Here is a 24,180-nt window from a genome sequence, read left to right as displayed (position 1 = left end):
GTATTCACTTAGACCTCTACTTTGCCGCCAGCCGCTTCAATAGATACTTTTGCGCCTGCAGTCACTTTTATACCTTTCAAAGTAACAGCTTTTGAAATTTCACCTGATTGAATTACTTTAGCAGTTTTAGTGAAAACAGGAACAACACCAGTTTCGATCAATACTTGCAAATCGATGGTTTCAGTCGGCAAATTAGCCAATTCACTTAAACGTACTTCTGCTGTTAAACGCTTGCATCTTGAAGTAAAACCTACCTTCGGTAATCTTCTTTGAAGGGGCATTTGTCCACCTTCGAATCCAACCTTATGAAATCCACCGCTTCTAGCTTTTTGGCCTTTATGCCCTCTTCCACAGGTTTTCCCAAGGGTAGACCCGATACCGCGACCAACACGCTTGGCTTTTTTTCTTGATCCTTCAGCAGGACTTATTGAATTCAAGTACATTACAATTCCTCTACCTTTAGCATGTAGGAAACTTTATTAATCATCCCACGATTTTCAGGGGTATCGATAACCGATACCGTATGATTAATACGACGTAAACCTAAACCTTTTAAGCAAGCCTGATGACTTGCTAAACGACCGTGTTTACTTTTTGTCATTGTTAATTGTAATTTTTTATCTGACATAACAACTATCCGATTATCTGCTCAACAGACAGGCCGCGCTTGGCTGCGATGTCTTTTGGCTCATGCATTTCAGTTAACCCGGCAATCGTCGCTCTAACAACATTAATCGGGTTGTTCGTTCCAATGCATTTGGCCAAAACGTTATGAACACCGACCACTTCGAATACCGCACGCATTGCTCCGCCGGCAATGATACCGGTACCTTCCGACGCTGGTTGCATATAGACTTTTGCCGCCCCTGTGGACGCCGTAACTGCATATTGCAAAGTATCGCCTTTTAGAGCGACTTTACGCATGTTTTTTCTTGCCTGTTCCAACGACTTTTGGATTGCAACGGGTACTTCTCTGGCTTTACTCACGCCATAACCCACACGCCCCTCACCGTCGCCAACGACTGTTAAAGCAGCAAAGCCGAAAACCCGACCGCCTTTCACAACTTTTGCAACACGACGTACCGATACTAATTTTTCTTGTAAACCGTCTGTACTTGCTTGAGATGGTGCTGTAGCCATAATAAATCTCCTAAAATTTTAAACCGGCTTCACGCGCGGCATCAGCAAGCGCTTTAACACGCCCATGATATTTAAAACCTGAGCGGTCAAAAGCCACTTCAGTGATTCCAGCCGCAATGGCTTTTTGGGCTACAAACTTTCCAACTTCAGCAGCTGCTTCGACGTTTCCCGTGTTCTTTACGGCTGATTTGATTTCAGCCTGAACAGTCGAGGCACTTGCAAGTGTGTGCGTCCCATCAGAACTAATGACCTGCGCATAAATATGTTGCGAGGTTTTATGTATGGTCAAACGGTTCGCGCCAGAGTTTTTAATTTTGCTGCGCAGTTTTAGAGCGCGCTTTAAGCGTGATGCTTTCTTATCCATTACTTTACCTTACTTCTTCTTGGCTTCTTTTCTGACTACATTCTCATCAGCATATCTAACACCTTTACCTTTATAAGGCTCCGGCGGACGATACGCTCTAATCTCTGCAGCAACCTGACCGACTTTTTGCTTATCAAAACCTTTGATAATAATTTCGGTTTGACTAGGGGTTTCTATCGTTATGCCCGCAGGCACTACATAATCAACCGGATGAGAAAATCCAAGAGATAAGCCCAAAGTATCACCTTTAGCTTGTGCTCTATAACCGACACCGACTAAAGCCAATTTCTTTTCAAAACCTTGCGAAACGCCGATTATCATATTGTTAATTACGGCACGAGCGGTCCCGGCTTGGGAATTGGCAATTTTATCACCCTTATCCCACTTAATTTCGATTTGGCTGTTATCGATGACCAGACTTACTTTTTCATGTAATGCGGCAGACAGCTGACCTTTAGTCCCTTTTACAGTAACTTCATTGCCTTCGAGTTTGATATCAATTCCGCTTGGTAGAGCGATAGGTACTTTTGCAATTCTTGACATGACTTGGCTCCCTAATTAACAAACAGTACAAACAACTTCACCGCCATGCCCTATCGCACGTGCCGCTCTGTCAGTCATGACACCTTTCGATGTCGAAACGATAGCTATGCCCAGGCCGCCCAAAACCTTTGGAAGTTCTTCCTTCGACTTATAAATTCTTAGCCCGGGTCTGCTGATTCTTTTTACTTTTTCAATGACGGGTCGGCCTTGATAGTATTTTAATACTATGGTCATTTCACTATGACTACCTTTCGTTTCAACACTATAGTCAGTTATGTAACCTTCATCTTTTAACACTTTTACGATGGCTACCTTCAATTTTGAAGAAGGAAGTTTAACGCTAATTTTTCCGGCAGATTGACCATTTCTAATTCTAGTCAACATATCTGCTATTGGGTCTGTCATACTCATTTCAATTCTCCAAACAGATCTTACCAACTCGCCTTAACCAAACCAGGCACATCACCACGCATGGTCGATTCTCTTAATTTATTTCGAGATAAACCGAATTTGCGATAATAGCCATGGGGACGACCGGTGATATTGCACCGGTTGCGCAAACGAGAAGCGCTCGAATCCCTAGGTAGCTTTTGTAATTGAAGATGAGCAGCTTCTTTTTCTTCAAAAGAAGCGCCGGGATTGCGAATGATTTCCTTTAACTCTTTTCGCTTGGTGTCATATTTCTTTACTAATTTGTTACGCTTGACTTCGCGCGCAATCATTGATTTTTTCGCCATTACTCGATCGCCTTTTAGTTTTTGAATGGAAAGTTAAATAGCTTCAACAAAGCCAAACCTTCTTCGTTGGTTTTTGCTGTTGTCGTAATGGTAATATCCATTCCGCGAATAGCATCAATTTTGTCATAATCAATTTCAGGAAAAATGATTTGCTCTTTGACGCCCATCGAATAATTACCACGTCCATCAAAACTCTTAGGACTCATCCCCCTGAAATCCCTAATACGAGGAATGGAAATATTAATCAAGCGATCCAAAAATTCATACATTCTATCACTACGCAAAGTGACTTTACAGCCAATCGGCATGTCATCACGTATTTTAAAACCGGCTATCGATTTTCTTGCCAAGGTTACAATCGCTTTTTGACCGGCAATTTTTTCCATATCGCCGAGAGCAGACTGTAAAATTTTCTTATCGGCAACCGCACCGCCAACACCCATATTGAGAGTGATTTTGGTAATCCGGGGCGCCTGCATAATTGATTTATAGCCGAATTGTTTCATTAATTCCGGCAGGATCTTGTCTTTATATTCAGTTTCTAGTCTAGCCATGTCTAAATAATCCTCTATTAGATATCAACAACTTCATTAGTTGATTTAAAAAACCTGACTTTTCTTCCATCTTCTAGAAACTTAAAGCCGATTCGATCCGCTTTTAGGGTTTGTGGATTGTAAATACCGATATTAGAAAGGTGTATAGGCATATCTTTATCAACGATACCACCAGCAACGCCGGCACGTGGGTTGCCTTTTTGGTGTTTTTTAACGCGATTGATCCCTTCAACCATTACCTTGTTATCTTTAAATACTTTGGTAACTTTACCGCGCTTTCCTTTATCTCTACCGGTCAATACAATGACTTCGTCGCCTTGTTTTATTTTCTGCATGATTTGATCCTTTTTATAAAACTTCAGGAGCCAGGGAAATAATTTTCATGAATTTATCCCCCCTTAATTCGCGAGTTACAGGACCAAATATGCGTGTACCGAGAGGCTGCAATTGGTTATTAAGAATGACAGCGGCATTTCCGTCGAAACGAATAACCGAACCATCAGGACGGCGAACTCCTTTACGAGTTCGTACAACCAAGGCGTTGTAAACTTCGCCTTTTTTTACTCTACCACGCGGAATTGCATCTTTAACACTGACTTTGATAATATCGCCAATGCCGGCATAACGCCGATGTGAACCGCCTAGCACTTTGATACACATGACCTTTTTTGCACCGCTATTATCGGCAACGTCAAGGTTAGTTTGCATCTGAATCATGATTAATTCCCAATTGTCTCGATATTAAATTCTTTGTGCTTATTTATTGTTGCTTTCAACAACTTCAACTAGCTTGAAGGTTTTCCTTTTAGACATTGGTCTACAAGATGTGATAGACACAATATCGCCTTCATTGCATTGATTTAGCTCATCATGAGCCATTAATTTCGTCGAACGTTTTATATATTTTCCGTAAACAGGATGCTTGACAAAACGCTCCACCAAAACGGTAATGCTTTTATCCATTTTATTACTAATGACACGACCGCTTAAAGTTCTTAACTTTTCTGTATTTTCATTCATGACTTACGCTCTCCCCAATTCATTCATAATAGTGTGGATACGGGCAATGTCACGTCTAACTTGCTTGACCTGAGCGGTCTTAGTCAACTGGCCTGTTCCTTTTTGCATCCTGAGATTGAATTGTTCTCGCGATAGCTCAAGCAGCATATCAGCTAATTCTTGTTTCGATTTTTGTCGTAATTCGGTGGCTTTCATCACATTATCGTCCGAGCTATGAATGTTGTCTTAATCGGCAGTTTTGCAGAGGCTAAAGCAAAAGCTTCTCTTGCAAGCTCTTCCGGCACACCTTGGATTTCATACAGCATGGTACCCGGCTTAATCTGAGCAACCCAATATTCTACACTACCTTTTCCTTTTCCCATCCTAACTTCTAAAGGTTTTTTGGTAATTGGCTTGTCTGGGAAGACTCTGATCCAAATTTTACCACCCCGTTTTACATGACGAGTGATTGCTCTACGTGCAGCTTCGATCTGACGGGCTGTAATCCTTCCTCTGGATGTGGCTTTTAAACCAAATTCACCGAAACTAACCGATGAGCCACGAACAGCAATACCGTTATTTCTATTTTTATGCTGCTTACGAAATTTTGTTCTTTTGGGTTGAAGCATGACTTTATCCGTTCAACTATTTTTTAGATTCTGTAACATCGGAAGCACCTTGTGCATCCATATCAAATACTTCACCTTTGAAAATCCAGACTTTGATGCCAATGATTCCATAAGTAGTATTTGCCTCGGCCGTACCATAATCAATGTCGGCTCTTAGTGTGTGCAAAGGCACACGACCTTCTCTATACCATTCGGTACGGGCAATTTCAGCGCCGTTTAAACGACCGGCAACATTGATTTTGATGCCTTCTGCGCCCAAACGCATGGTATTTGTTACCGCGCGCTTCATTGCTCTACGGTACATGATTCTTTTTTCAAGTTGCTGAGCAATACTTTCTGCTACCAAATAAGCATCTAATTCCGGCTTTCTAATTTCTTCGACATTCATCTGTACAGGAATGCCCATCATCGCCGAAACTTCTTGTCTCAATTTGTCGATGTCCTCGCCTTTTTTGCCAATTACAATACCAGGTCTGGCCGTATGAACGGTTATATGAGCATTACTTGCCGGGCGATTAATCTGAATACGACTAACAGAAGCGTGTGCAAGTTTTTTCTTGATAAATTCTCTGACTTTAAGGTCTTGATGCAGAAAAACCGGGTAATCCTGAGAGTTTGCGTACCATCTAGAAGTCCAGTCTTTAACAATTCCAAGGCGAATACCCGTTGGATGTACTTTTTGTCCCATTTTTACCTCTACTCGTATTCTGCTACTTTGATTGTTATATGACAGGTTCTTTTCAATATTTTATTGGCCCGACCTTTTGCTCTTGGTTTAAAACGCTTCATAGTCGGCCCTTCATTGACAAAAACTGTAGTAACTTTCAGTTCGTCGACATCGGCACTTTCGTTATGCTCTGCATTGGCAATCGCCGACTCAAGAACCTTTTTAATGACTCCTGCCGCGTTTTTCGTACTAAATGACAAAATGGCCAGTGCTTTTTCAACAGGCAAACCACGAATTTGATCACCTACCAACCTGGCTTTTTGTGCCGACATAGGTGCATTGCTTAATTTTGCTGAAATTTCCATCCTACACCTTACCTTGATTTTTTATCGGCCACATGCCCTTTATAGGTACGTGTCGGCGCAAATTCACCGAGTTTATGCCCTATCATATTCTCAGAAACAAGAACAGGGACGTGTTGACGCCCATTGTGGACAGCAATAGTTAAACCCAACATATCGGGAATAATCATTGATCTTCTTGACCATGTTTTAATCGGTTTCCTATTATTGGCTTTTACCGCATCCTCTACTTTTTTAAGAAGATGATGATCTATAAAAGGACCTTTTTTAATTGATCGTGGCACGCTATTTCCTCTCTATTTCTGCTTACGGCGTCTGACAATCATGTTGTCTGTGCGTTTATTTTTTCGTGTTTTATAACCTTTAGTCGGCATACCCCATGGCGAAACCGGGTGTCTGCCACCGGAAGTTCGCCCTTCACCGCCACCATGCGGATGATCCACAGGATTCATTGCGACACCGCGAACGGTCGGCCTTACGCCTCGCCAACGTTTTGCACCGGCCTTACCCAGCGAAGTTAAGTTGTGTTCTGAGTTAGAAACCTCTCCAATCACGGCTTTACAATCTGCCATGATTTTGCGCATCTCCCCTGACCTTAGTCGAATGGTTACGTAAGCGCCATCTCTAGCAACTAACTGAGCGGAGGCTCCTGCGCTTCTGGCTAACTGAGCACCTTTACCCGGCTTTAATTCAACGCAATGAATAGTAGTACCCAATGGGATATTTCTAAGCGGCATGCAATTGCCCGGTTTAACCGCAGTCGTTTCAGCGGATAAAATCTCTTGACCCTGGGTTATGCCTTTCGGGGCGATAATGTATCGACGCTCACCGTCTTTAAAGAGAATCAAAGCAATATTGGCGGTTCTGTTGGGATCGTACTCGATACGCTCAACAACAGCCGGAATATCTATTTTATTTCTTTTAAAATCAATGATCCGGTAGTGATGCTTATGACCTCCACCGACATGACGTGTGGTTATGCGCCCTTGATTATTACGCCCGCCATTTTTGCTGTTTTTATCAAGCAACTGTGCGAATGGCTTGCCTTTATGTAACTCATCGTTTTTGACACGTACAACAAACCTCGATCCAGCCGATGTAGGTTTTGATTTTACAATAGCCATGCTTTCTACCGTTTCCTATTGATCTTTTAAACTTTTTACTATTAAGCTGCCGAGAAATCTATATCGTGGCCGTCTTTGAGCTTGACATAGGCTTTTTTCCAATCGGAACGTTTGCCAAGGGTTTGACCAAACCTCTTCTTCTTCCCTTTGACATTCAGTACACGTACCGAATCGACTTTCACTTCGAACATAAGCTCGACCGCTTGCTTTATTTGATTCTTGGTCGCCTGTTTCTGAACGCTAAAAACGAACTGTTTATTTGCTTCAGCAGCAATGGTGCTTTTTTCTGAAACAACAGGGGCTCTCAAGACACTAGCCAATTTACTTTTGATTAGCTCGTTCATGCCAATCTCTCCTCTATCATTTTTACCGCCGCAGGCGTCATAATGACCTTTTCTGCCCCTACCAGCGATACCGGACTTATATTATCCGCAGAACACACTTCTAAATAAGGAATATTTCTTGAAGCCAAAGCAAGATTAAAATCTACCTCATCGGATATGATTAAAACCCGCTTGCAATCCAACCCACTCAGCTTTGCAACCATTTCTTTAGTTTTGGGCGATGAGGGGATAATCTCATTGCTGACAACTAAACGATCTTGTCTTAGCAATTCGGACAAAATTGAACGTAAGCCCGAACGAAACATTTTTTTATTCAGTTTTTGCTCAAACGATCTTGGTCTTGCTGCAAAGGTCACACCACCAGTTCTCCACAGTGGACTGCGCATTGTACCAGATCTAGCTCGTCCCGTCCCTTTTTGACGCCAAGGCTTACTACCACCTCCACTTACATCAGAGCGAGTCTTCTGTGCTTTCGTCCCGGAACGTGCACCAGCCAAGTATCTAGTCACCAATTGATGGACTAAAGTTTCATTAAAGGCTTGGCCAAAAACTTCATCGCCTACCGCGACTGCTGCGGCAGATTCATTTTCGTTAATTGCAGGAATTTGTATACTCATGATTTATCCTTCTTATTCCGCATTTTCGCAGCCGGGGTAATCACAACATCGCTGCCTTTCGCTCCAGGCACAGCCCCTTTAACCAAAATCAGATTTCGCTCGCTATCGACTGCATGGATAGTTAGGTTATCAATCGTCGTTTTGGCCGCCCCCATATGACCGGACATTTTTTTCCCTTTAAATACACGACCAGGCGTTTGACACATACCATTGGAACCGGGTGCTCTATGCGACAGTGAGTTACCGTGCGTCGCATCTTGAGTTCTGAAGTTATGCCGCTTGACTGTACCTTGATAGCCTTTACCAATGCTTGTTCCGCGGACATCTACCACCTGTCCTTGAGCAAAAATACTTGCTTGCAATTCGGAACCGGCAGAAAGATCGTCGCCTTCACCGTCATCCAGCCTGAATTCCCACAGACCTCTTCCTGCGGTTACATTCGCAGCCGCAAAATGACCTGCCATCGCTTTATTCACTCTGGATGATTTCTTTTCACCCGCAGTGACTTGTATCGCGCGATAGCCATCATTTTCGATGCTTTTTACCTGAGTTACTCGGTTAGACTCTATCTGAAGAACCGTCACGGGTACTGACGATCCATCTTCGCAAAATACTCTGGTCATACCACATTTACGACCAATTAGACCTATTGACATCTGCCAATTCCCCTACATTTAATTCAACTTTATTTGAACGTCCACACCGGCTGCCAGATCCAATTTCATCAAGGCATCGACAGTTTTTTCGGTTGGCTCGACAATATCGAGCAAACGCTTGTACGTTCTCAATTCATATTGATCGCGCGCGTCTTTATTGACATGCGGAGAGATCAAAATCGTAAACCGCTCTTTTTTGGTAGGCAGCGGAATAGGGCCTTTGACTTGCGCACCCGTTCTTTTCGCTGTTTCTACGATTTCACCTGCGGATTGATCAATTAATTTATGATCAAAAGATTTCAGGCGTATTCTAATAGTTTGACTCGTCATATTGTTTACTCGATTATTGATGCAACAACGCCCGCGCCAACGGTACGACCACCTTCACGAACCGCAAAACGCAAACCTTCTTCCATCGCAATCGGAGCAATCAATTTTACTTCGACATTGACGTTATCGCCCGGCATCACCATTTCTACGCCTTCCGGAAGATCGACCGCTCCGGTCACATCCGTGGTTCTGAAGTAAAATTGCGGACGGTATCCGTTAAAGAACGGAGTATGACGTCCGCCTTCGTCTTTCGACAATACGTAGATTTCCGCTCTGAAATGTGTATGCGGCTTAATCGTGCCTTTGTGCGCCAATACTTGCCCGCGCTCCACTTCGTCTCTTTTGGTGCCTCTTAACAAGACCCCAACGTTATCGCCCGCTTGACCTTGATCCAATAATTTACGGAACATTTCCACGCCCGTACAGGTGGTAACCGTTGTCGGTCTAATGCCGACGATCTCTACTTCTTGACCGACTTTGATGATACCGCGCTCTATACGACCAGTAACCACTGTGCCGCGACCGGAAATCGAGAACACGTCTTCAATCGGCATCAAGAATGGTTGATCGATTGCTCGCTCCGGCTCCGGAATATAGCTGTCTAACGCTTCTACCAGCTTAATAATCGACGGTACGCCGATCTCACTGGTATCACCTTCCAGAGCTTTTAATGCCGATCCGACGACCAACGGGGTGTCGTCACCCGGAAATTCGTACATGTCCAATAATTCTCTGACTTCCATTTCAACCAATTCGACCAACTCGGCATCATCGACCATATCGGCTTTGTTCAAATAAACAACGATATAAGGCACACCGACCTGACGCGCCAGCAATATATGCTCACGCGTTTGCGGCATTGGGCCGTCAGCTGCCGAGCATACTAAAATCGCTCCGTCCATTTGCGCAGCACCGGTAATCATGTTTTTGACGTAGTCGGCATGACCCGGACAGTCTACATGCGCATAGTGGCGTGCTTCTGATTCGTACTCTACGTGAGCCGTTGCGATTGTGATACCGCGCTCGCGCTCTTCGGGGGCGTTATCAATTTGATCGTAGGCTTTATAGACGCCGCCACGCGCATCCGCCATGACTTTGGTCAATGCTGCCGTTAATGTGGTTTTACCATGATCCACGTGACCGATGGTTCCTACGTTAACGTGTGGTTTTTTACGTTCGAATTTTTCTTTGGACATGATTCAATACCTTTATTTTCTATTCAATTTATGAAACTTTTTTTATGATTGCTTCTGCAATATTTGCAGGTGCTTCAGCGTATTTTTCAAATTGCATACTGTATGTTGCTCGCCCCTGTGTTGCAGATCGCAAATCAGTCGCATAACCGAACATCTCCGCCAACGGAACTTCACAACTGATAGTTTTACCTGCAGGAGTGTCGTCCATACCCTGAATGATTCCACGGCGCCTGTTTATATCACCCACAACATCACCCATGTAATCTTCCGGAGTCACGACTTCTACTTTCATTATTGGCTCCAGAAGGACCGGATCGGCTTTTTTTGCACCTTCCTTAAAGCACATTGACCCCGCGATTTTAAATGCCATCTCGCTCGAATCAACATCGTGGTACGATCCATCGAACAATGATACTTTTACATCCACCACTGGAAATCCCGCCAAAACTCCATTTTCCAATTGCTCCTGCACTCCTTTGTCAACTGCCGGTATATATTCCCTTGGAACCACGCCGCCAACAATTTCATTCACAAATTCATAACCGGAACCGGGCTCTCTCGGCTCGATTCGTAACCAGACATGTCCATATTGACCACGCCCGCCGGATTGACGTATAAATTTTCCTTCTTGTTCCACGCGTTTGCGAATAGTTTCTCTATAAGCAACTTGAGGCGCACCTACGTTAGCATCGACGCTGAACTCCCTTTTCATCCTGTCAACGATGATCTCTAGATGCAATTCACCCATCCCTGAAATGATGGTTTGCCCCGACTCTTGATCGGTATGAACACGAAATGAAGGGTCTTCTTGGGCAAGTTTCCCAAGAGCAACACCCATTTTTTCTTGGTCTGCTTTGGTTTTAGGCTCTACCGCTACTGAAATGACCGGCTCAGGAAAGTCCATTCTCTCAAGCACAATGATCGATTTCATGTCACATAAAGTATCGCCGGTAGTAACGTCTTTCAATCCTATTGCCGCCGCAATATCGCCAGCATGTACTTCTTTGATTTCCTCACGGGAATTAGCATGCATTTGCACTAATCGCCCTATACGCTCTTTCTTCTTTTTTACCGAGTTATAAACGGCATCTCCGGAGTTAAGAACGCCCGAATACACCCTAATGAAGGTTAAAACCCCAACAAACGGATCGGTAGCAATTTTAAAAGCCAGCGCAGAGAAAGGTGCATCATTGTCTGCCGGCCTTTCCTCTTCGGTCTCATCATCTTCTAGAACACCCTTAATTGCCTTGACTTCTGTAGGCGAAGGCAAATACTCGATCACTGCATCCAACATAGCCTGAACACCTTTATTTTTAAAGGCTGACCCACAAAATGCCGGCACTGCAAGATTATCTAACGTGAGTGTTCGAATACCTTTTCTTATCTCTTCTTCAGACGGCTCTATACCTTCCAGGTATTTTTCCATTAATTCATCAGAGCTTTCCGCTGCCGATTCAATCATGTGCTCTCGCCATTCTTGACAAAGCGGTAGCATTTCGACCGGAATTTCTCGCTCCTCGAAATTCATCCCTTTAGTCTCTTCGTCCCAATAAATGGCTTTCATTTTTATCAGGTCTACAACACCTTCAAATGAATCTTCAGCACCAATCGGCAACTGCATCGGAATAGGTTTGCTTCCTAAACGATCTTCAATTTGCTTAACAACCCTTAAAAAGTTAGCGCCCTGTCTATCCATTTTATTTATGAACGCCAACCTAGGCACATGGTACTTGTTAGCCTGCCTCCAAACCGTTTCCGATTGCGGCTCAACCCCGCCAACTGCGCAAAAAACAGCGCAAGCCCCATCCAGAACTCTTAGCGATCGCTCTACCTCGATCGTGAAGTCAACATGCCCTGGTGTATCAATAATATTGATCTGGTGCTCCGGAAACTGTTTACTCATGCCACTCCAAAAACAGGTCGTAGCGGCAGAAGTAATAGTAATCCCTCGTTCTTGTTCTTGCGCCATCCAATCCATAGTTGCCGCTCCGTCATGCACTTCACCAATTTTGTGTGAAACGCCTGTATAGAACAATACGCGCTCGGTAGTCGTAGTCTTTCCGGCATCAATATGCGCCATGATGCCTATATTTCGATATCGACTAATCGGTGTTTTCCGTGCCACTTTGCGCGCCTTTAGTAGCTTAAATTACCAGCGATAATGAGAAAACGCTTTATTAGCTTCCGCCATACGATGAGTTTCTTCTCGTTTCTTGGCGGCTGCACCGCGGCTTTCGAAAGCATCTAACAACTCACCAGCCAGTTTTGACGGCATGGTTTTTTCATTTCTTTTACGAGCCGCATCAATCAACCAGCGCATTGCCAAGGCTGCACGCCGGGAAGGCCTAACTTCGACAGGAACCTGATAAGTTGCCCCGCCGACACGCCTTGACTTCACCTCAACACGCGGCTGAACATTTTCCAGCGCCCGAGTCAATACTTCCAATGGCTCGGCATGACCTTTGCTTTCAATAACATCCAGCGCACCATACACAATTTTCTCGGCAACCGACTTCTTTCCGCTAGTCATTATCATATTCATAAACTTGGTCAGCATAGTACTACCAAATCTAGGATCCGGAATGACGTCTCTTTTCGCCGCTACTCTTCTTCTTGACATTTAATCCACCAAACTTCGCTTAGGCTTTAGGTCTTTTCGTTCCGTACTTCGAACGACCGCATTTTCTATTTTTGACGCCCGAAGTATCAAGACTTCCGCGAACGACATGATATCGAACACCCGGCAAATCTTTTACCCTACCGCCTCGAATCAACACAACGGAATGCTCTTGCAGATTGTGACCTTCACCACCTATGTAGCTACTCACTTCTGCACCGTTAGTCAATCGTACCCGCGCGACCTTTCTTAATGCCGAATTCGGCTTCTTGGGAGTCGTTGTATAGACTCGAGTACATACTCCGCGGCGCTGAGGACACGCTTCCAACGCCGGAACATTGCTTTTTTCTATTTTTTTAGCACGCGGCTTACGAACCAATTGGTTGATCGTGGCCATAAATTAGTTACTCCGATAATTCAGTTTACCCGCCAGACAATAAAAATAACCGCCGTACATTTTTATGCACAGCGGCCATATAATGCTTATCCTGACAAATAGCGTTAGCTCATTTGAGCAGAGCATCTTAACGCTAATTTTTAACCAGGTCAAGCCGATTTCAATTTTTCACACTTATTCAGTGTTTAAGGCTTGCTTTAACGCCTCCTCCACATCACCTGCATCTACTGATGAAACATTATCACCATCAGATGAAACTTCTATTTCTTTGTTGCGTCGTTTTCTTCTTTGCTCATGATAGGCCAATCCAGTACCCGCAGGTATCAAACGCCCAACGATGACATTTTCCTTCAAGCCATGAAGACCGTCGCTCAACCCACGCACCGCCGCATCCGTCAATACTCGAGTCGTTTCCTGGAAAGAAGCGGCCGAAATAAATGACTCTGTTGCTAACGACGCTTTAGTGATGCCTAATAAAATAGATTCAAAACTTGCCGGTATCTTGCCTTCCGCTTCCATTTTTTCATTGATTTCACGCACATAGGCTCTCTCCACTTGATCTCCTTTCAAAAATTCCGTGTCGCCGGCCGCGGTGATTTCAACTTTACGAAGCATCTGTCTAATGATTGCTTCAATATGTTTATCATTGATTTTTACACCTTGTAATCGATAAACGTCTTGAATCTCTTTCACTAAATAATTTGCTAGATCCTCAATGCCACGCAATCTTAAGATATCGTGCGGCGTCAATTCGCCTTCAGCAATAGTTTCACCCTTCTCGACGTGCTCACCTTCGAACACAGTAATGTGCCGCCATTTCGGTACCAATGTTTCGTATTGCTCTCCGCTTGCATCGGTAATAATTACCCGTTGCTTGCCTTTAGTCTCTTTACCGAAGGATATTGTGCCGGTTGTTTCCGCTAAAATCGCCGGATCCTTGGTTTTTCTTGCTTCAAATAAATCGGCAACGCGAGGTAAACCACCGGTGATATCGCGCGTTTTACTCGATTCTTGAGGAATCCTCGCCAAAACATCACCGACTTTAACCTCGTGCCCATCCTTGATGCTGACAATTGCTCCGGTCGGCAGGAAGTACTGCGCGGGAATCTCTGTTCCTGGAAGATAAATCGTCTCTCCGGCGGCATCCATTAGCTTAACCATTGGGCGTAAATCTTTACCGGCACTGCCCCTTTGTTTGGGATCGGTCACCACCAAGGAACTTAACCCTGTCACCTCGTCCGCTTGTTTTTGAACCGTTACGCCATCCATAAAGTCGAATAGGCTAACTACACCATCAACTTCGGTAATTACCGGATGTGTATGCGGATCCCAGTTGACAATAATCTCTCCGCCATTAATTTTACTGCCATCCTGGACCGACAAAACCGCACCATAAGGAATTTTATAGCGCTCACGTTCACGGCCATATTCGTCGATGATACCGATTTCACCGGATCTAGAAACCGCAACCAAATTCCCTTCGCGATTCGTAACGGTCTTGAGGTTACTCAACTTAACGGTTCCGGCCGATTTAACTTGCACATTACTGATCGCTGCCGATCTCGAAGCTGCACCGCCAATATGGAAAGTACGCATAGTCAACTGCGTCCCCGGCTCGCCGATGGATTGTGCAGCAATGACACCCACTGCTTCGCCGCTATTGACTAAATGCCCTCTAGCTAAGTCTCGACCATAACATGCGGCACAGACGCCATGACGATTTTCACAAGTAATAACCGAACGCACATAGACTTGATCGACACTATTTTCTTCAAGCACCGACACCCAGTATTCATCAAGCAAGGTTCCACTTTTAACGACCACTTTTTCGCCTGCAGCATCCATGACGTCGTTAATGACTACACGACCTAACACACGCTCAGCCAATGGCTCGACAACATCGCCGCCTTCGATAATCGGCGTCATCGACACCCCTTGCGTCGTTCCGCAATCGTCGCCCGTAATAACCAAATCCTGAGCGACATCGACCAAACGCCGCGTCAAATAACCCGAGTTGGCTGTTTTCAAAGCTGTATCGGCAAGCCCTTTCCGTGCGCCGTGAGTCGAAATAAAGTACTGTAATACGTCTAGACCTTCCCTGAAATTAGCGGTAATCGGCGTTTCGATAATCGAACCGTCCGGCTTGGCCATCAAGCCGCGCATACCGGCCAACTGTCTAATCTGTGCAGCGGAACCCCGAGCACCTGATTCGGCCATCATGAAAATTGAGTTGAACGATTTCTGAGTAACCTTGTTTCCATCGGCATCTTCGATTTCCTCAACGCCCAATCCATCCATCATGACTTTCGCAACTTGATCATTTGCGTGTGACCAGATGTCAACTACTTTGTTGTATCGCTCACCGTCAGTTACTAAACCAGACGAGTATTGCCGCTGTATCTCGTTAACTTCCGAATTAGCCGTATTGATGATTTCTTCTTTTTTTGCCGGTATCGCCATATCTTCTATGCCAAATGAAACACCGGAACGTGTTGCATAACGAAATCCGAGATACATCAATTGGTCGGCCAAAATGACTGTTTCCTTGATACCTAAATGCCGGTAGCAATAATTGATCAGTCGCGATATATTTTTCTTCGTCATATCGCAATTGACTATCTCGTACGGCATACCTTCGGGAACAATTTCCCAGATCAATGCTCGGCCAACCGTCGTTTCGACGCGATAGGTTTTTTGTTCGGAAACGCCTCTATCGGTCTTTATTCTTTCAGTAATTCTTAATTGAATCTTGGCCTGTAAGTCGACACTTTTAAATGCTAAGGCTTTATGTACTTCGTCTGTTGAAACAAAGATCGATCCGTTCCCTTTGGCATTGACTTTCTCTCGACTTATAAAATAGAGCCCTAAAACCACGTCCTGAGACGGGTTAATAATCGGCTCACCGCTTGCCGGAGACAAAATATTATTGGTCGCCATCATCAACGTTCTGGCTTCAAGTTGAGCCTCTATCGATAACGGGACATGCACCGCCATTTGGTCGCCGTCAAAATCGGCATTAAAAGCACTACAAACCAAAGGATGCAACTGTATCGCTTTACCTTCGATTAAGATTGGCTCGAACGCTTGTATCCCTAAGCGATGCAAGGTCGGCGCCCTGTTTAACAAAACCGGATGCTCGCGAATGACTTCTTCGAGAATATCCCAAACCTCGGCACCTTCTCGCTCAACCATTTTCTTCGCGGCTTTAATGGTTGTGGCAAGCCCTCTTAATTGCAATTTGCTAAAGATGAACGGCTTGAACAATTCCAAAGCCATTTTTTTAGGCAACCCGCACTGGTGTAACCGCAGGGTCGGCCCGACTACGATAACGGAACGCCCGGAATAATCGACACGTTTACCCAACAGGTTTTGCCTGAAACGGCCTTGCTTACCCTTAATCATATCGGCAAGAGATTTAAGCGGCCTTCTATTGGTACCGGTGATTGCCCTACCTCTACGGCCGTTATCGAGCAAAGCATCGACCGACTCTTGCAACATTCGCTTTTCGTTTCGAACGATAATATCCGGCGCGTTTAAATCCAACAAACGATTGAGCCGGTTATTCCTGTTAATGACGCGACGATAGAGATCGTTTAAATCCGACGTGGCAAATCGCCCGCCATCTAAAGGCACCAAAGGTCTCAATTCCGGAGGCAAAACCGGCAATACTTGCATAATCATCCATTCAGGACGATTTTTAGAGCTCAACAGCGATTCGATTACTTTTAAGCGTTTAGAAAACTTTTTAATCTTAGTTTCTGAATTGGTACCGTTGATCTCTTCGCGTAAACGATTGATTTCGCCGTTCAGATCGATCGCTTTGAGTAAATCAAAAACGGCTTCGGCACCCATTTTCGCAACGAAATCATCGCCAAATTGCTCGACGGCATCGAGATACTCGTCATCGGTCAGCAACTGCCCTTTATTAAGCGGCGTTACGCCCGGATCAAGCACAACGAATGACTCGAAATACAAGACGCGCTCAATTTCACGAAGCGTCATGTCTAGTAGCAGCGCAATCCTCGATGGCAAGGACTTTAAAAACCAAATATGAGCGACCGGACTGGCCAATTCAATGTGTCCCATTCTTTCTCGACGCACTTTCGAAAGCGTGACTTCAACACCGCATTTCTCACAGATAACGCCTCTGTGTTTCAGTCTTTTATATTTTCCGCATAAACATTCATAATCGCTCACAGGGCCAAAAATTTTGGCACAAAACAATCCATCTCGTTCCGGCTTAAAAGTTCGATAATTTATTGTTTCAGGCTTTTTAACTTCTCCGTAAGACCACGAACGAATCATGTCAGGAGACGCCAAACCTATGCGAATTGAATCAAAATCATCGGCGCGACCTTGGCGCTTTAAAAAGTTCATTAAATCTTTCAAGAGCTTATCCTCTCTAAATGGTTTCCGGCGCGTGTCCGGAACGGGTAGTCAAATTAAGGTAAATAATCGAACTCAATCGCTTTCTAACTCAATATTGACACCGAGTGAACGTATTTCTTTGATCAAGACGTTGAACGATTCCGGCATGCCAGCTTCCATCTTGTGGTCGCCATCGACGATATTTTTATACATTTTGGTTCTACCTGTTACATCATCAGATTTCACGGTCAACATTTCCTGCAAGGTGTAAGCCGCTCCATAAGCCTCAAGCGCCCAGACCTCCATCTCCCCGAAGCGCTGGCCACCGAACTGCGCCTTTCCACCAAGCGGTTGCTGAGTGACTAAGCTGTACGGACCTGTTGATCGAGCATGCATCTTATCGTCAACCAGATGGTTCAATTTCAGCATATACATGTAGCCAACTGTGACTTCTCGCTCGAAAGGCTCCCCGGTCAATCCATCATAGAGTGTGGTTTGACCATGTTCGGGATAATCAGCCAGTCTCAGCATGGTTTTAATTTCATCTTCGGTAGCGCCATCGAACACCGGAGTAGCCATCGGCACACCACCGACCAAATTATGTGCTAATTCTAAAATCTCTTTATCGGATAAGGAATTCAAGTCCTCTTTGCGACCGCTGCTATTATAGATTTTTTCTAAAAACTCTCTAATTTCAACGATTTTTGCTTGGGCCTCGAGCATTTTACCTATCTTGATCCCCAAACCTTTAGAGGCCCAACCCAAATGGGTTTCCAACACCTGCCCCACATTCATGCGTGACGGAACCCCAAGCGGATTCAATACGATATCGACCGGATTTCCATCGGCAGTATATGGCATGTCTTCGATCGGTCTAATCATAGAAATAACCCCTTTATTTCCATGCCGCCCGGCCATTTTATCGCCAGACTGAATTCTTCTCTTGACCGCCAGATAAACCTTAACCATTTTAAGAACACCAGGAGGCAAATCGTCGCCCATGGTGATCTTTTTGCGTTTCACATCAAACTTGACGTCGAAATCCTTTCTCTGCTGTTCGATTTGCTCGACGACTCCTTCCAATTGGACATTGATGTTTTCATCTTCCATTTTGATTTGCAGCCATTGAGAAGGTCTCAATTTGTCCAGATATTCTTGATTAACAACAGTACCAGACGCTAAATTATCAGGCCCGGACAAAGCTTTCTTGCCGACAATCATTCTAGCGACTCGCGCAAAAATATCCTTTTCGACAATTTTCAGCTGATCATCCAGATCTTTTCTATAACGCTTGATTTGGTCTTCTTCGATTTCGAGAGCACGCTTATCCTTCTTAACACCATCTCGTGTAAAGACCTGGACATCGATAACGGTCCCTTCAACGCCGTTCGGTACTCTTAATGACGTGTCTTTAACATCCGCCGCTTTCTCACCGAAAATTGCACGTAATAGTTTTTCCTCTGGTGTTAATTGCGTCTCACCTTTCGGTGTCACTTTCCCGACCAGAATATCGCCGCCTTTGACCTCGGCACCCACATAAACGATTCCGGACTCATCCAATTTCGATAACGCTTCTTCGCTGACGTTAGGAATGTCAGCGGTAATCTCTTCCGGATTATATTTAGTATCCCGAGCAACACAGGTTTTTTCTTCAATATGAATGGTCGTAAAACGATCTTCTTTAACAACACGCTCGGAAACTAAAATCGAATCCTCGAAGTTGTATCCATTCCAAGGCATAAAAGCCACAAGCATATTTTGACCTAAAGCCAATTCGCCGATATCGGTCGAGGGTCCATCAGCTAATATATCCCCGGCATTGACGATGTCGCCAAGCTTAACCAATGGTTTTTGGTTAATACAGGTATTTTGGTTGGATCTTGTGTACTTGGTCAGATTATAAATATCGACACCCGGCTCACCTGCTTCGGTTTCCGCATCGTTTACTCTGACCACAATTCTGGCGGCATCGACAGCCTCAATAGTCCCGCCTCTCGTTGCCACGACAGCCACCCCGGAATCCTTTGCCACCGTGCGTTCCATACCCGTACCCACTAACGGCTTCTCGGCTCTTAGTGTCGGAACCGCTTGACGTTGCATATTGGAACCCATTAATGCCCGATTCGCGTCATCGTGCTCTAAGAACGGGATAATAGACGCGGCAACCGAAACTATTTGTTTTGATGATACGTCCATGTATTGGACGGTATCGGACATCGCCAACGTAAATTCATCTTTATAACGGCAGGATACCAAGCCTTCCTTTAATCGCCCGTTTTCATCCACCGGCACGGAAGCCTGAGCAATCACAAACTCCCCTTCTTCGATCGCCGAAAGATACTCAACTTGATCGGTCAATTTACCGTCGACAACTTTTCTGTAAGGTGTTTCAAGAAAGCCATATTCATTGGTACGTGCATACACGGCCAATGAGTTGATCAAACCAATATTCGGCCCCTCCGGAGTTTCGATCGGGCAAACGCGTCCGTAATGCGTGGTATGAACATCACGCACCTCGAAGCCGGCACGTTCGCGCGCCAATCCACCCGGGCCCAAAGCCGATACCCGGCGCTTGTTCGTAACTTGAGAAAGCGGATTATTTTGATCCATGAACTGTGACAGCTGGCTTGAGCCGAAAAACTCTTTAACCGCCGCAGATACCGGTTTCGCGTTGATAATTTCCTGCGGCATCAGGCCTTCGGAATCGGCTAATGTCAGCCGTTCTTTAACCGCACGTTCTACCCTGACCAAGCCAACTCGGAATTGGTTCTCGATCATCTCGCCAACCGAACGGACTCTTCGGTTACCCAAATGATCGATATCATCGACATTACCGTTTCCGTTTCGGATATTGATCAATTCCTTTAATACATCAATGATGTCTTCCTTGCTGAGCGTCCCCTCTCCGGTTGTTTCTTGACGACCCAGGCGCCGATTGAACTTCATGCGCCCAACCGTCGATAAATCGTAGCGGTCATCGGTAAAAAACAAGTTTTGAAATAGATTTTCTGCCGATTCTTTTGTCGGCGGCTCACCCGGCCTCATCATGCGGTAAATTTCTACTAATGCTTCCAGCTGCGTGCTACTCGTGTCCAAGCGCATCGCATTAGAAATATACGGCCCTTTATCCAGATCGTTAACATAAATCGTATTTAGTTCTTGTATACCGCTATCAATAACTTTATCGAGCAATTCTTCGGTTATTTCGTCATTGACATTGGCAATAAGCTCACCAGTCGATTCATCGATCAGATTATGGCTTAATATTTTTCCGTGTAAATAACTTTTAGGGACTTCGATTTGAGTGACCCCAGCATCTTTTAATTGGCGTATATGTTTTGCCGTAATCCGTCGTCCTTCTTCGATAAGAACCTTTCCGTCATGCTTAAAATCGAATGCGGCAATTTCGCCCCTCAAACGCTCCGGCACTAAATCAAACAAACAACTACCGTCAGCCAAGACAAAGCGATTGGTTTCGAAGAAGATATCCATCATTTCTTCGTTGTTATAACCCAGCGCTCTTAGCAAGATCGTTGCGGGAATCTTTCTACGTCTATCTATTCTGACATAGACACAGTCTTTATGATCGAATTCGAAATCAAGCCAAGAACCGCGATAAGGTATAACTCGTGCGTTGAATAATAATTTTCCTGATGAATGCGTTTTTCCTTTATCGTGATCAAAAAACACGCCCGGAGAGCGGTGCAACTGAGAAACGATTACCCGCTCGGTTCCGTTGATGACGAAAGTACCGTTATCGGTCATTAACGGTAACTCACCCATGTAGACTTCCTGCTCCCGGATATCCTTAACAACTTTCGTACTTCCAGGTGCGTCCTTATCGTAAATAACTAAGCGCACCAACACTCGCAGTGGCGCTGCAAAAGTTGCACCTCTTTGCTGACACTCCCTGACATCGAATGTCGGCTCTCCTAACCGGTATTTTACATATTCCAGAACCGCATACCCGGAATGACTTTCTATTGGAAAAACACTGGAAAAAGCAGCATGCAAGCCTACGTTCAACCTTTTTTCCGGCGACATACCGGATTGCAGGAAACTTGCGTAGGAATTGATCTGCGTCGCTAAGAGATATGGCACATCAAGTACTTCTGTACCTTTGCCAAAGTTGTTACGAATGCGTTTTTTTTCGGTAAAAGAGTAGGCCATATTGCTTCCATACCTATTTCATCAGGAATTATTTTTTGCCGCCTATTAATAAGCGGCAAAAGGCCGATGACAAAATGTCACCAGCCATACTAAGAGGCTTAATGCCTTAAAAATCGTGTCAAAATTGTTACTTAATTTCGACTGAAGCACCCGCTTCTTCAAGATCCTTTTTGACAGCTTCGGCTTCGGCTTTACTAACGCCTTCTTTCAACGTAGTCGGCGCACCTTCAACAGCGTCTTTCGCTTCTTTCAAGCCCAGACCCGTGATTCCGCGAACTGCTTTAATAGCGGCCACTTTATTAGCGCCGGCTGCAGTCAGAATAACATCGAATTCGGTTTGTTCTTCAGCTACCGCTGCAGCGGCTGCCGCCGGTGCTGCCGCCATCACAGCCGCCGATACGCCGAATTTCTCTTCCATCGCCGAAATTAAATCAACGATTTCCATAACCGTCATGTTAGAGACCGCTTCCAAGATATCTTCTTGTGAAATTGCCATTATGTATTTCCTCTAAAATAGATTTAAAACTGGTTAAAAAAAGGTTATGCCGCTTCTTTAAGGTCTTTAAGTGCAGCCAATGTCCGTGCAAGCTTACCAACCGGAGCTTTCATGACCGACATCAACATACTAATTCCTTGATCGCGTGTCGGCAGTCTTGCCAGTCTTTCAAGTTCATTAGCATCATATGCCTGCCCACCGATTGCCACTATTTTAGTGACAAGCTTGTTATGACTTTTTGCAAACTCATGGATTAATCTCGCCGCACAACCTGGATCTTCCATCGAAAACGCTAGCAATAACGGACCAACTAAGCCTTCTTGCATGCATTCGAATTCTGTTCCGGCTATGGCTCTTTTTGCCAATGAGTTTTTCACAACCCGCAGATAAACACCCGTCTCTCTAGCAGTTTTCCGTAATTCGGTCATTTCCGACACGGTTAAACCGCGATATTCCGCCGCGACGGCGGAATGGGCTTTAGCGGCGAATTCGGCAACCTCTTCGACGACAGCTTTCTTGCTATCTAAATTTAGTGCCACAATTTACCTCCGGTACATTTCTGATTTTTAATCAGAATCAATAAAACGCATCTTCAGTAGATGCCCCTTACGGTCCCTTTCACCAGCTTTGCGGTTCCAGCTTCCGTCTACGCAGGAAAATTAAGTTTTACAACACCTGCGGTCTTTGACGGTTGCCGGCATTTCCGGCAACCCAAAGTTTTTGCCCTTAACCGGCAAGTCCGCTCTGATCGATCCAAAGCCCTGGACCCATGGTCGAAGACAGTGTAATTTTTTTCATATAAACACCTTTCGCGGCACTCGGCTTAGCTTTACGCAAATCAGCCAATAATGCTTCCAGATTTTGCTGAATGGCTGTCGCATCAAAATCTACCTTACCAATTGAGCAGTGTATGATCCCAGACTTGTCTGTTCGATAACGCACTTGCCCTGATTTTGCGTTTTTAACTGCGGTTGCAACATCCGGCGTAACTGTTCCGACTTTAGGATTTGGCATTAAGCCTCTTGGGCCCAAAATCTGTCCCAACTGGCCAACCACTCTCATCGCATCGGGAGAAGCGATCACCACGTCGAAATTCATTTCACCTTTTTTAACCTGATCAGCTAAATCGTCCATACCGACGATGTCGGCACCTGCTTCTTTCGCCGCATCGGCATTGGCACCTTGAGTAAAAACCGCGACTCTTACTGTTTTTCCGGTTCCATTTGGCAATACGGTAGCGCCACGCACATTTTGATCTGATTTCCTTGGATCGACGCCTAGGTTGACACTGACATCGATCGACTCGACAAACTTGCTGTTACCAAGCTCTTTCAGTAAACCAACCGCTTCGTTGACCGAATATTGTTTGCTTCTGTCTACTTTTGACTTTATCAGTTTTGCTTTTTTAGTCAGCTTTGCCATTACACGCCCTCCACATTCAGGCCCATACTACGAGCACTTCCGGCAATTGTTTTAACTGCGGCATCCAAGCTTGCCGCATTTAAATCTTCCATTTTTGTCTTGGCTATTTCTTCAAGCTGCTCGCGCGTCACTGTGCCAATTTTCACTTTATTCGGCGTACTGCTCCCGCTCTTAACACCAACCGCTTTTTTCAACAGGATCGAAGCAGGCGGAGTTTTAGTAATAAAGGTAAAACTACGATCGCTATAAACAGTGATAACAACCGGAGTAGGTAACCCTTTTTCCAATTCTTGAGTTTTTGCATTAAAGGCTTTACAAAACTCCATAATGTTGACACCATGCTGACCTAATGCAGGTCCAACCGGTGGACTGGGATTCGCTTCGCCTGCTTTTACTTGCAACTTTATGTATGCATTGATTTTTTTTGCCATTATTTACTCCAAAACGG

The 24,180-nt window shown here is 44.8% G+C and carries 31 protein-coding genes; all 31 read right to left on the bottom strand.

Going from position 1 to position 24,180, the window contains the following annotated elements; genetic code table 11:
- Nucleotides 1-8: 8 nt before the first annotated feature.
- The 31 genes from rplO to rplK all read right to left on the bottom strand — a co-directional run bounded on the left by rplO (nucleotide 9) and on the right by rplK (nucleotide 24,163).
- Nucleotides 9-443, bottom strand: coding sequence for a 50S ribosomal protein L15 (gene rplO / locus EQU24_RS03970; protein WP_017840743.1), 435 nt, complete (start codon nucleotides 441-443; stop codon nucleotides 9-11).
- Complete coding sequence (gene rpmD / locus EQU24_RS03965; RefSeq protein WP_017840744.1) at nucleotides 443-628, bottom strand: 50S ribosomal protein L30; 186 nt, start codon at nucleotides 626-628, stop codon at nucleotides 443-445. The genes rplO and rpmD overlap by 1 nt, the downstream gene beginning before the upstream one ends.
- Nucleotides 629-633: 5 nt before the next feature.
- Nucleotides 634-1,140 carry a 30S ribosomal protein S5 gene (gene rpsE / locus EQU24_RS03960; RefSeq protein WP_017840745.1) on the bottom strand — a complete coding sequence of 169 codons (507 nt, stop codon included), beginning with the start codon at nucleotides 1,138-1,140 and terminating at the stop codon, nucleotides 634-636.
- 10 nt (nucleotides 1,141-1,150) lie between these two features.
- A complete protein-coding gene (gene rplR, locus EQU24_RS03955) occupies nucleotides 1,151-1,504 on the bottom strand; it encodes a 50S ribosomal protein L18 (RefSeq protein ID WP_017840746.1) in 354 nt (117 codons plus the stop codon).
- A gap of 9 nt (nucleotides 1,505-1,513) precedes the next feature.
- The gene (gene rplF, locus EQU24_RS03950; RefSeq protein ID WP_017840747.1) at nucleotides 1,514-2,047 is read right to left on the bottom strand and encodes a 50S ribosomal protein L6; all 534 of its coding nucleotides are present in this window, start codon (nucleotides 2,045-2,047) and stop codon (nucleotides 1,514-1,516) included.
- A 15-nt stretch (nucleotides 2,048-2,062) separates the two neighbouring features.
- Nucleotides 2,063-2,458, bottom strand: coding sequence for a 30S ribosomal protein S8 (gene rpsH / locus EQU24_RS03945; RefSeq protein WP_014149759.1), 396 nt, complete (start codon nucleotides 2,456-2,458; stop codon nucleotides 2,063-2,065).
- 20 nt (nucleotides 2,459-2,478) lie between these two features.
- The gene (gene rpsN, locus EQU24_RS03940) at nucleotides 2,479-2,784 is read right to left on the bottom strand and encodes a 30S ribosomal protein S14 (RefSeq protein ID WP_017840748.1); all 306 of its coding nucleotides are present in this window, start codon (nucleotides 2,782-2,784) and stop codon (nucleotides 2,479-2,481) included.
- A gap of 14 nt (nucleotides 2,785-2,798) precedes the next feature.
- On the bottom strand, nucleotides 2,799-3,338 hold the full coding sequence (gene rplE / locus EQU24_RS03935; protein ID WP_017840749.1) for a 50S ribosomal protein L5: 540 nt from the start codon (nucleotides 3,336-3,338) through the stop codon (nucleotides 2,799-2,801).
- Nucleotides 3,339-3,355: 17 nt separating this feature from the next.
- A complete protein-coding gene (gene rplX / locus EQU24_RS03930; RefSeq protein WP_017840750.1) occupies nucleotides 3,356-3,673 on the bottom strand; it encodes a 50S ribosomal protein L24 in 318 nt (105 codons plus the stop codon).
- A 13-nt stretch (nucleotides 3,674-3,686) separates the two neighbouring features.
- Nucleotides 3,687-4,055, bottom strand: a complete 369-nt coding sequence (rplN, locus tag EQU24_RS03925) for a 50S ribosomal protein L14 (protein ID WP_014149763.1) — start codon at nucleotides 4,053-4,055, stop codon at nucleotides 3,687-3,689.
- 39 nt (nucleotides 4,056-4,094) lie between these two features.
- Nucleotides 4,095-4,358, bottom strand: coding sequence for a 30S ribosomal protein S17 (gene rpsQ, locus EQU24_RS03920; protein ID WP_017840751.1), 264 nt, complete (start codon nucleotides 4,356-4,358; stop codon nucleotides 4,095-4,097).
- Between the two features lie 3 nt (nucleotides 4,359-4,361).
- The gene (gene rpmC / locus EQU24_RS03915; protein ID WP_017840752.1) at nucleotides 4,362-4,553 is read right to left on the bottom strand and encodes a 50S ribosomal protein L29; all 192 of its coding nucleotides are present in this window, start codon (nucleotides 4,551-4,553) and stop codon (nucleotides 4,362-4,364) included.
- Nucleotides 4,553-4,966 carry a 50S ribosomal protein L16 gene (rplP, locus tag EQU24_RS03910; protein ID WP_017840753.1) on the bottom strand — a complete coding sequence of 138 codons (414 nt, stop codon included), beginning with the start codon at nucleotides 4,964-4,966 and terminating at the stop codon, nucleotides 4,553-4,555. The genes rpmC and rplP overlap by 1 nt, the downstream gene beginning before the upstream one ends.
- A 16-nt stretch (nucleotides 4,967-4,982) precedes the next feature.
- Nucleotides 4,983-5,654: a 30S ribosomal protein S3 gene (gene rpsC / locus EQU24_RS03905; protein WP_017840754.1), complete on the bottom strand. Its 672-nt coding sequence runs from the start codon at nucleotides 5,652-5,654 to the stop codon at nucleotides 4,983-4,985.
- Between the two features lie 8 nt (nucleotides 5,655-5,662).
- Nucleotides 5,663-5,998: a 50S ribosomal protein L22 gene (gene rplV, locus EQU24_RS03900; RefSeq protein ID WP_017840755.1), complete on the bottom strand. Its 336-nt coding sequence runs from the start codon at nucleotides 5,996-5,998 to the stop codon at nucleotides 5,663-5,665.
- Nucleotides 5,999-6,006: 8 nt separating this feature from the next.
- Complete coding sequence (gene rpsS, locus EQU24_RS03895) at nucleotides 6,007-6,279, bottom strand: 30S ribosomal protein S19 (protein WP_014149769.1); 273 nt, start codon at nucleotides 6,277-6,279, stop codon at nucleotides 6,007-6,009.
- A 12-nt stretch (nucleotides 6,280-6,291) separates the two neighbouring features.
- Complete coding sequence (gene rplB, locus EQU24_RS03890) at nucleotides 6,292-7,119, bottom strand: 50S ribosomal protein L2 (protein WP_017840756.1); 828 nt, start codon at nucleotides 7,117-7,119, stop codon at nucleotides 6,292-6,294.
- Nucleotides 7,120-7,160: 41 nt separating this feature from the next.
- The gene (rplW, locus tag EQU24_RS03885) at nucleotides 7,161-7,463 is read right to left on the bottom strand and encodes a 50S ribosomal protein L23 (protein WP_017840757.1); all 303 of its coding nucleotides are present in this window, start codon (nucleotides 7,461-7,463) and stop codon (nucleotides 7,161-7,163) included.
- Nucleotides 7,460-8,080 carry a 50S ribosomal protein L4 gene (gene rplD / locus EQU24_RS03880; RefSeq protein ID WP_017840758.1) on the bottom strand — a complete coding sequence of 207 codons (621 nt, stop codon included), beginning with the start codon at nucleotides 8,078-8,080 and terminating at the stop codon, nucleotides 7,460-7,462. The genes rplW and rplD overlap by 4 nt, the downstream gene beginning before the upstream one ends.
- On the bottom strand, nucleotides 8,077-8,736 hold the full coding sequence (gene rplC / locus EQU24_RS03875) for a 50S ribosomal protein L3 (protein WP_017840759.1): 660 nt from the start codon (nucleotides 8,734-8,736) through the stop codon (nucleotides 8,077-8,079). Before rplC ends, rplD begins: the two co-directional genes overlap by 4 nt.
- Before the next feature lie 18 nt (nucleotides 8,737-8,754).
- The gene (gene rpsJ, locus EQU24_RS03870) at nucleotides 8,755-9,066 is read right to left on the bottom strand and encodes a 30S ribosomal protein S10 (RefSeq protein ID WP_014149774.1); all 312 of its coding nucleotides are present in this window, start codon (nucleotides 9,064-9,066) and stop codon (nucleotides 8,755-8,757) included.
- A gap of 5 nt (nucleotides 9,067-9,071) precedes the next feature.
- A complete protein-coding gene (gene tuf, locus EQU24_RS03865) occupies nucleotides 9,072-10,262 on the bottom strand; it encodes an elongation factor Tu (protein WP_017840760.1) in 1,191 nt (396 codons plus the stop codon).
- Nucleotides 10,263-10,290: 28 nt separating this feature from the next.
- Entirely contained in the window at nucleotides 10,291-12,387 is a 2,097-nt protein-coding gene (gene fusA / locus EQU24_RS03860; RefSeq protein WP_026130171.1) for an elongation factor G, read from the bottom strand.
- Nucleotides 12,388-12,411: 24 nt separating this feature from the next.
- On the bottom strand, nucleotides 12,412-12,882 hold the full coding sequence (gene rpsG / locus EQU24_RS03855) for a 30S ribosomal protein S7 (protein ID WP_017840762.1): 471 nt from the start codon (nucleotides 12,880-12,882) through the stop codon (nucleotides 12,412-12,414).
- Nucleotides 12,883-12,901: 19 nt separating this feature from the next.
- Nucleotides 12,902-13,276, bottom strand: a complete 375-nt coding sequence (rpsL, locus tag EQU24_RS03850; RefSeq protein ID WP_017840763.1) for a 30S ribosomal protein S12 — start codon at nucleotides 13,274-13,276, stop codon at nucleotides 12,902-12,904.
- 174 nt (nucleotides 13,277-13,450) lie between these two features.
- A complete protein-coding gene (gene rpoC / locus EQU24_RS03845; protein ID WP_201764858.1) occupies nucleotides 13,451-17,665 on the bottom strand; it encodes a DNA-directed RNA polymerase subunit beta' in 4,215 nt (1,404 codons plus the stop codon).
- Nucleotides 17,666-17,737: 72 nt separating this feature from the next.
- Nucleotides 17,738-21,814, bottom strand: a complete 4,077-nt coding sequence (rpoB, locus tag EQU24_RS03840) for a DNA-directed RNA polymerase subunit beta (protein WP_138767073.1) — start codon at nucleotides 21,812-21,814, stop codon at nucleotides 17,738-17,740.
- Nucleotides 21,815-21,941: 127 nt separating this feature from the next.
- Nucleotides 21,942-22,310, bottom strand: a complete 369-nt coding sequence (gene rplL / locus EQU24_RS03835; RefSeq protein WP_017840766.1) for a 50S ribosomal protein L7/L12 — start codon at nucleotides 22,308-22,310, stop codon at nucleotides 21,942-21,944.
- Between the two features lie 44 nt (nucleotides 22,311-22,354).
- Nucleotides 22,355-22,849, bottom strand: coding sequence for a 50S ribosomal protein L10 (gene rplJ / locus EQU24_RS03830; RefSeq protein ID WP_017840767.1), 495 nt, complete (start codon nucleotides 22,847-22,849; stop codon nucleotides 22,355-22,357).
- Between the two features lie 187 nt (nucleotides 22,850-23,036).
- The gene (gene rplA / locus EQU24_RS03825) at nucleotides 23,037-23,732 is read right to left on the bottom strand and encodes a 50S ribosomal protein L1 (protein WP_017840768.1); all 696 of its coding nucleotides are present in this window, start codon (nucleotides 23,730-23,732) and stop codon (nucleotides 23,037-23,039) included.
- Nucleotides 23,732-24,163, bottom strand: a complete 432-nt coding sequence (gene rplK, locus EQU24_RS03820; RefSeq protein WP_017840769.1) for a 50S ribosomal protein L11 — start codon at nucleotides 24,161-24,163, stop codon at nucleotides 23,732-23,734. The genes rplA and rplK overlap by 1 nt, the downstream gene beginning before the upstream one ends.
- Nucleotides 24,164-24,180 lie beyond the last annotated feature (17 nt).

It is taken from the genome of Methylotuvimicrobium buryatense (assembly GCF_005931095.1).
In the GTDB taxonomy this organism is placed as follows: Bacteria; Pseudomonadota; Gammaproteobacteria; order Methylococcales; family Methylomonadaceae; genus Methylotuvimicrobium; species Methylotuvimicrobium buryatense.
Note: the sequence above shows the minus strand (reverse complement) of the source record. Positions and strands in the feature narration are given on the sequence as shown.

Excerpts from the sequence above, each read along its gene's own strand:
- rplO (WP_017840743.1), bottom strand. The coding sequence starts at position 443 with ATGTACTTGAATTCAATAAGTCCTGCTGAAGGATCAAGAAAAAAAGCC.
- rpmD (WP_017840744.1), bottom strand. The coding sequence starts at position 628 with ATGTCAGATAAAAAATTACAATTAACAATGACAAAAAGTAAACACGGT.
- rpsE (WP_017840745.1), bottom strand. The coding sequence starts at position 1,140 with ATGGCTACAGCACCATCTCAAGCAAGTACAGACGGTTTACAAGAAAAA.
- rplR (WP_017840746.1), bottom strand. The coding sequence starts at position 1,504 with ATGGATAAGAAAGCATCACGCTTAAAGCGCGCTCTAAAACTGCGCAGC.
- rplF (WP_017840747.1), bottom strand. The coding sequence starts at position 2,047 with ATGTCAAGAATTGCAAAAGTACCTATCGCTCTACCAAGCGGAATTGAT.
- rpsH (WP_014149759.1), bottom strand. The coding sequence starts at position 2,458 with ATGAGTATGACAGACCCAATAGCAGATATGTTGACTAGAATTAGAAAT.
- rpsN (WP_017840748.1), bottom strand. The coding sequence starts at position 2,784 with ATGGCGAAAAAATCAATGATTGCGCGCGAAGTCAAGCGTAACAAATTA.
- rplE (WP_017840749.1), bottom strand. The coding sequence starts at position 3,338 with ATGGCTAGACTAGAAACTGAATATAAAGACAAGATCCTGCCGGAATTA.
- rplX (WP_017840750.1), bottom strand. The coding sequence starts at position 3,673 with ATGCAGAAAATAAAACAAGGCGACGAAGTCATTGTATTGACCGGTAGA.
- rplN (WP_014149763.1), bottom strand. The coding sequence starts at position 4,055 with ATGATTCAGATGCAAACTAACCTTGACGTTGCCGATAATAGCGGTGCA.
- rpsQ (WP_017840751.1), bottom strand. The coding sequence starts at position 4,358 with ATGAATGAAAATACAGAAAAGTTAAGAACTTTAAGCGGTCGTGTCATT.
- rpmC (WP_017840752.1), bottom strand. The coding sequence starts at position 4,553 with ATGAAAGCCACCGAATTACGACAAAAATCGAAACAAGAATTAGCTGAT.
- rplP (WP_017840753.1), bottom strand. The coding sequence starts at position 4,966 with ATGCTTCAACCCAAAAGAACAAAATTTCGTAAGCAGCATAAAAATAGA.
- rpsC (WP_017840754.1), bottom strand. The coding sequence starts at position 5,654 with ATGGGACAAAAAGTACATCCAACGGGTATTCGCCTTGGAATTGTTAAA.
- rplV (WP_017840755.1), bottom strand. The coding sequence starts at position 5,998 with ATGGAAATTTCAGCAAAATTAAGCAATGCACCTATGTCGGCACAAAAA.
- rplB (WP_017840756.1), bottom strand. The coding sequence starts at position 7,119 with ATGGCTATTGTAAAATCAAAACCTACATCGGCTGGATCGAGGTTTGTT.
- rplW (WP_017840757.1), bottom strand. The coding sequence starts at position 7,463 with ATGAACGAGCTAATCAAAAGTAAATTGGCTAGTGTCTTGAGAGCCCCT.
- rplD (WP_017840758.1), bottom strand. The coding sequence starts at position 8,080 with ATGAGTATACAAATTCCTGCAATTAACGAAAATGAATCTGCCGCAGCA.
- rplC (WP_017840759.1), bottom strand. The coding sequence starts at position 8,736 with ATGTCAATAGGTCTAATTGGTCGTAAATGTGGTATGACCAGAGTATTT.
- rpsJ (WP_014149774.1), bottom strand. The coding sequence starts at position 9,066 with ATGACGAGTCAAACTATTAGAATACGCCTGAAATCTTTTGATCATAAA.
- tuf (WP_017840760.1), bottom strand. The coding sequence starts at position 10,262 with ATGTCCAAAGAAAAATTCGAACGTAAAAAACCACACGTTAACGTAGGA.
- rpsG (WP_017840762.1), bottom strand. The coding sequence starts at position 12,882 with ATGTCAAGAAGAAGAGTAGCGGCGAAAAGAGACGTCATTCCGGATCCT.
- rpsL (WP_017840763.1), bottom strand. The coding sequence starts at position 13,276 with ATGGCCACGATCAACCAATTGGTTCGTAAGCCGCGTGCTAAAAAAATA.
- rpoB (WP_138767073.1), bottom strand. The coding sequence starts at position 21,814 with ATGGCCTACTCTTTTACCGAAAAAAAACGCATTCGTAACAACTTTGGC.
- rplL (WP_017840766.1), bottom strand. The coding sequence starts at position 22,310 with ATGGCAATTTCACAAGAAGATATCTTGGAAGCGGTCTCTAACATGACG.
- rplA (WP_017840768.1), bottom strand. The coding sequence starts at position 23,732 with ATGGCAAAGCTGACTAAAAAAGCAAAACTGATAAAGTCAAAAGTAGAC.
- rplK (WP_017840769.1), bottom strand. The coding sequence starts at position 24,163 with ATGGCAAAAAAAATCAATGCATACATAAAGTTGCAAGTAAAAGCAGGC.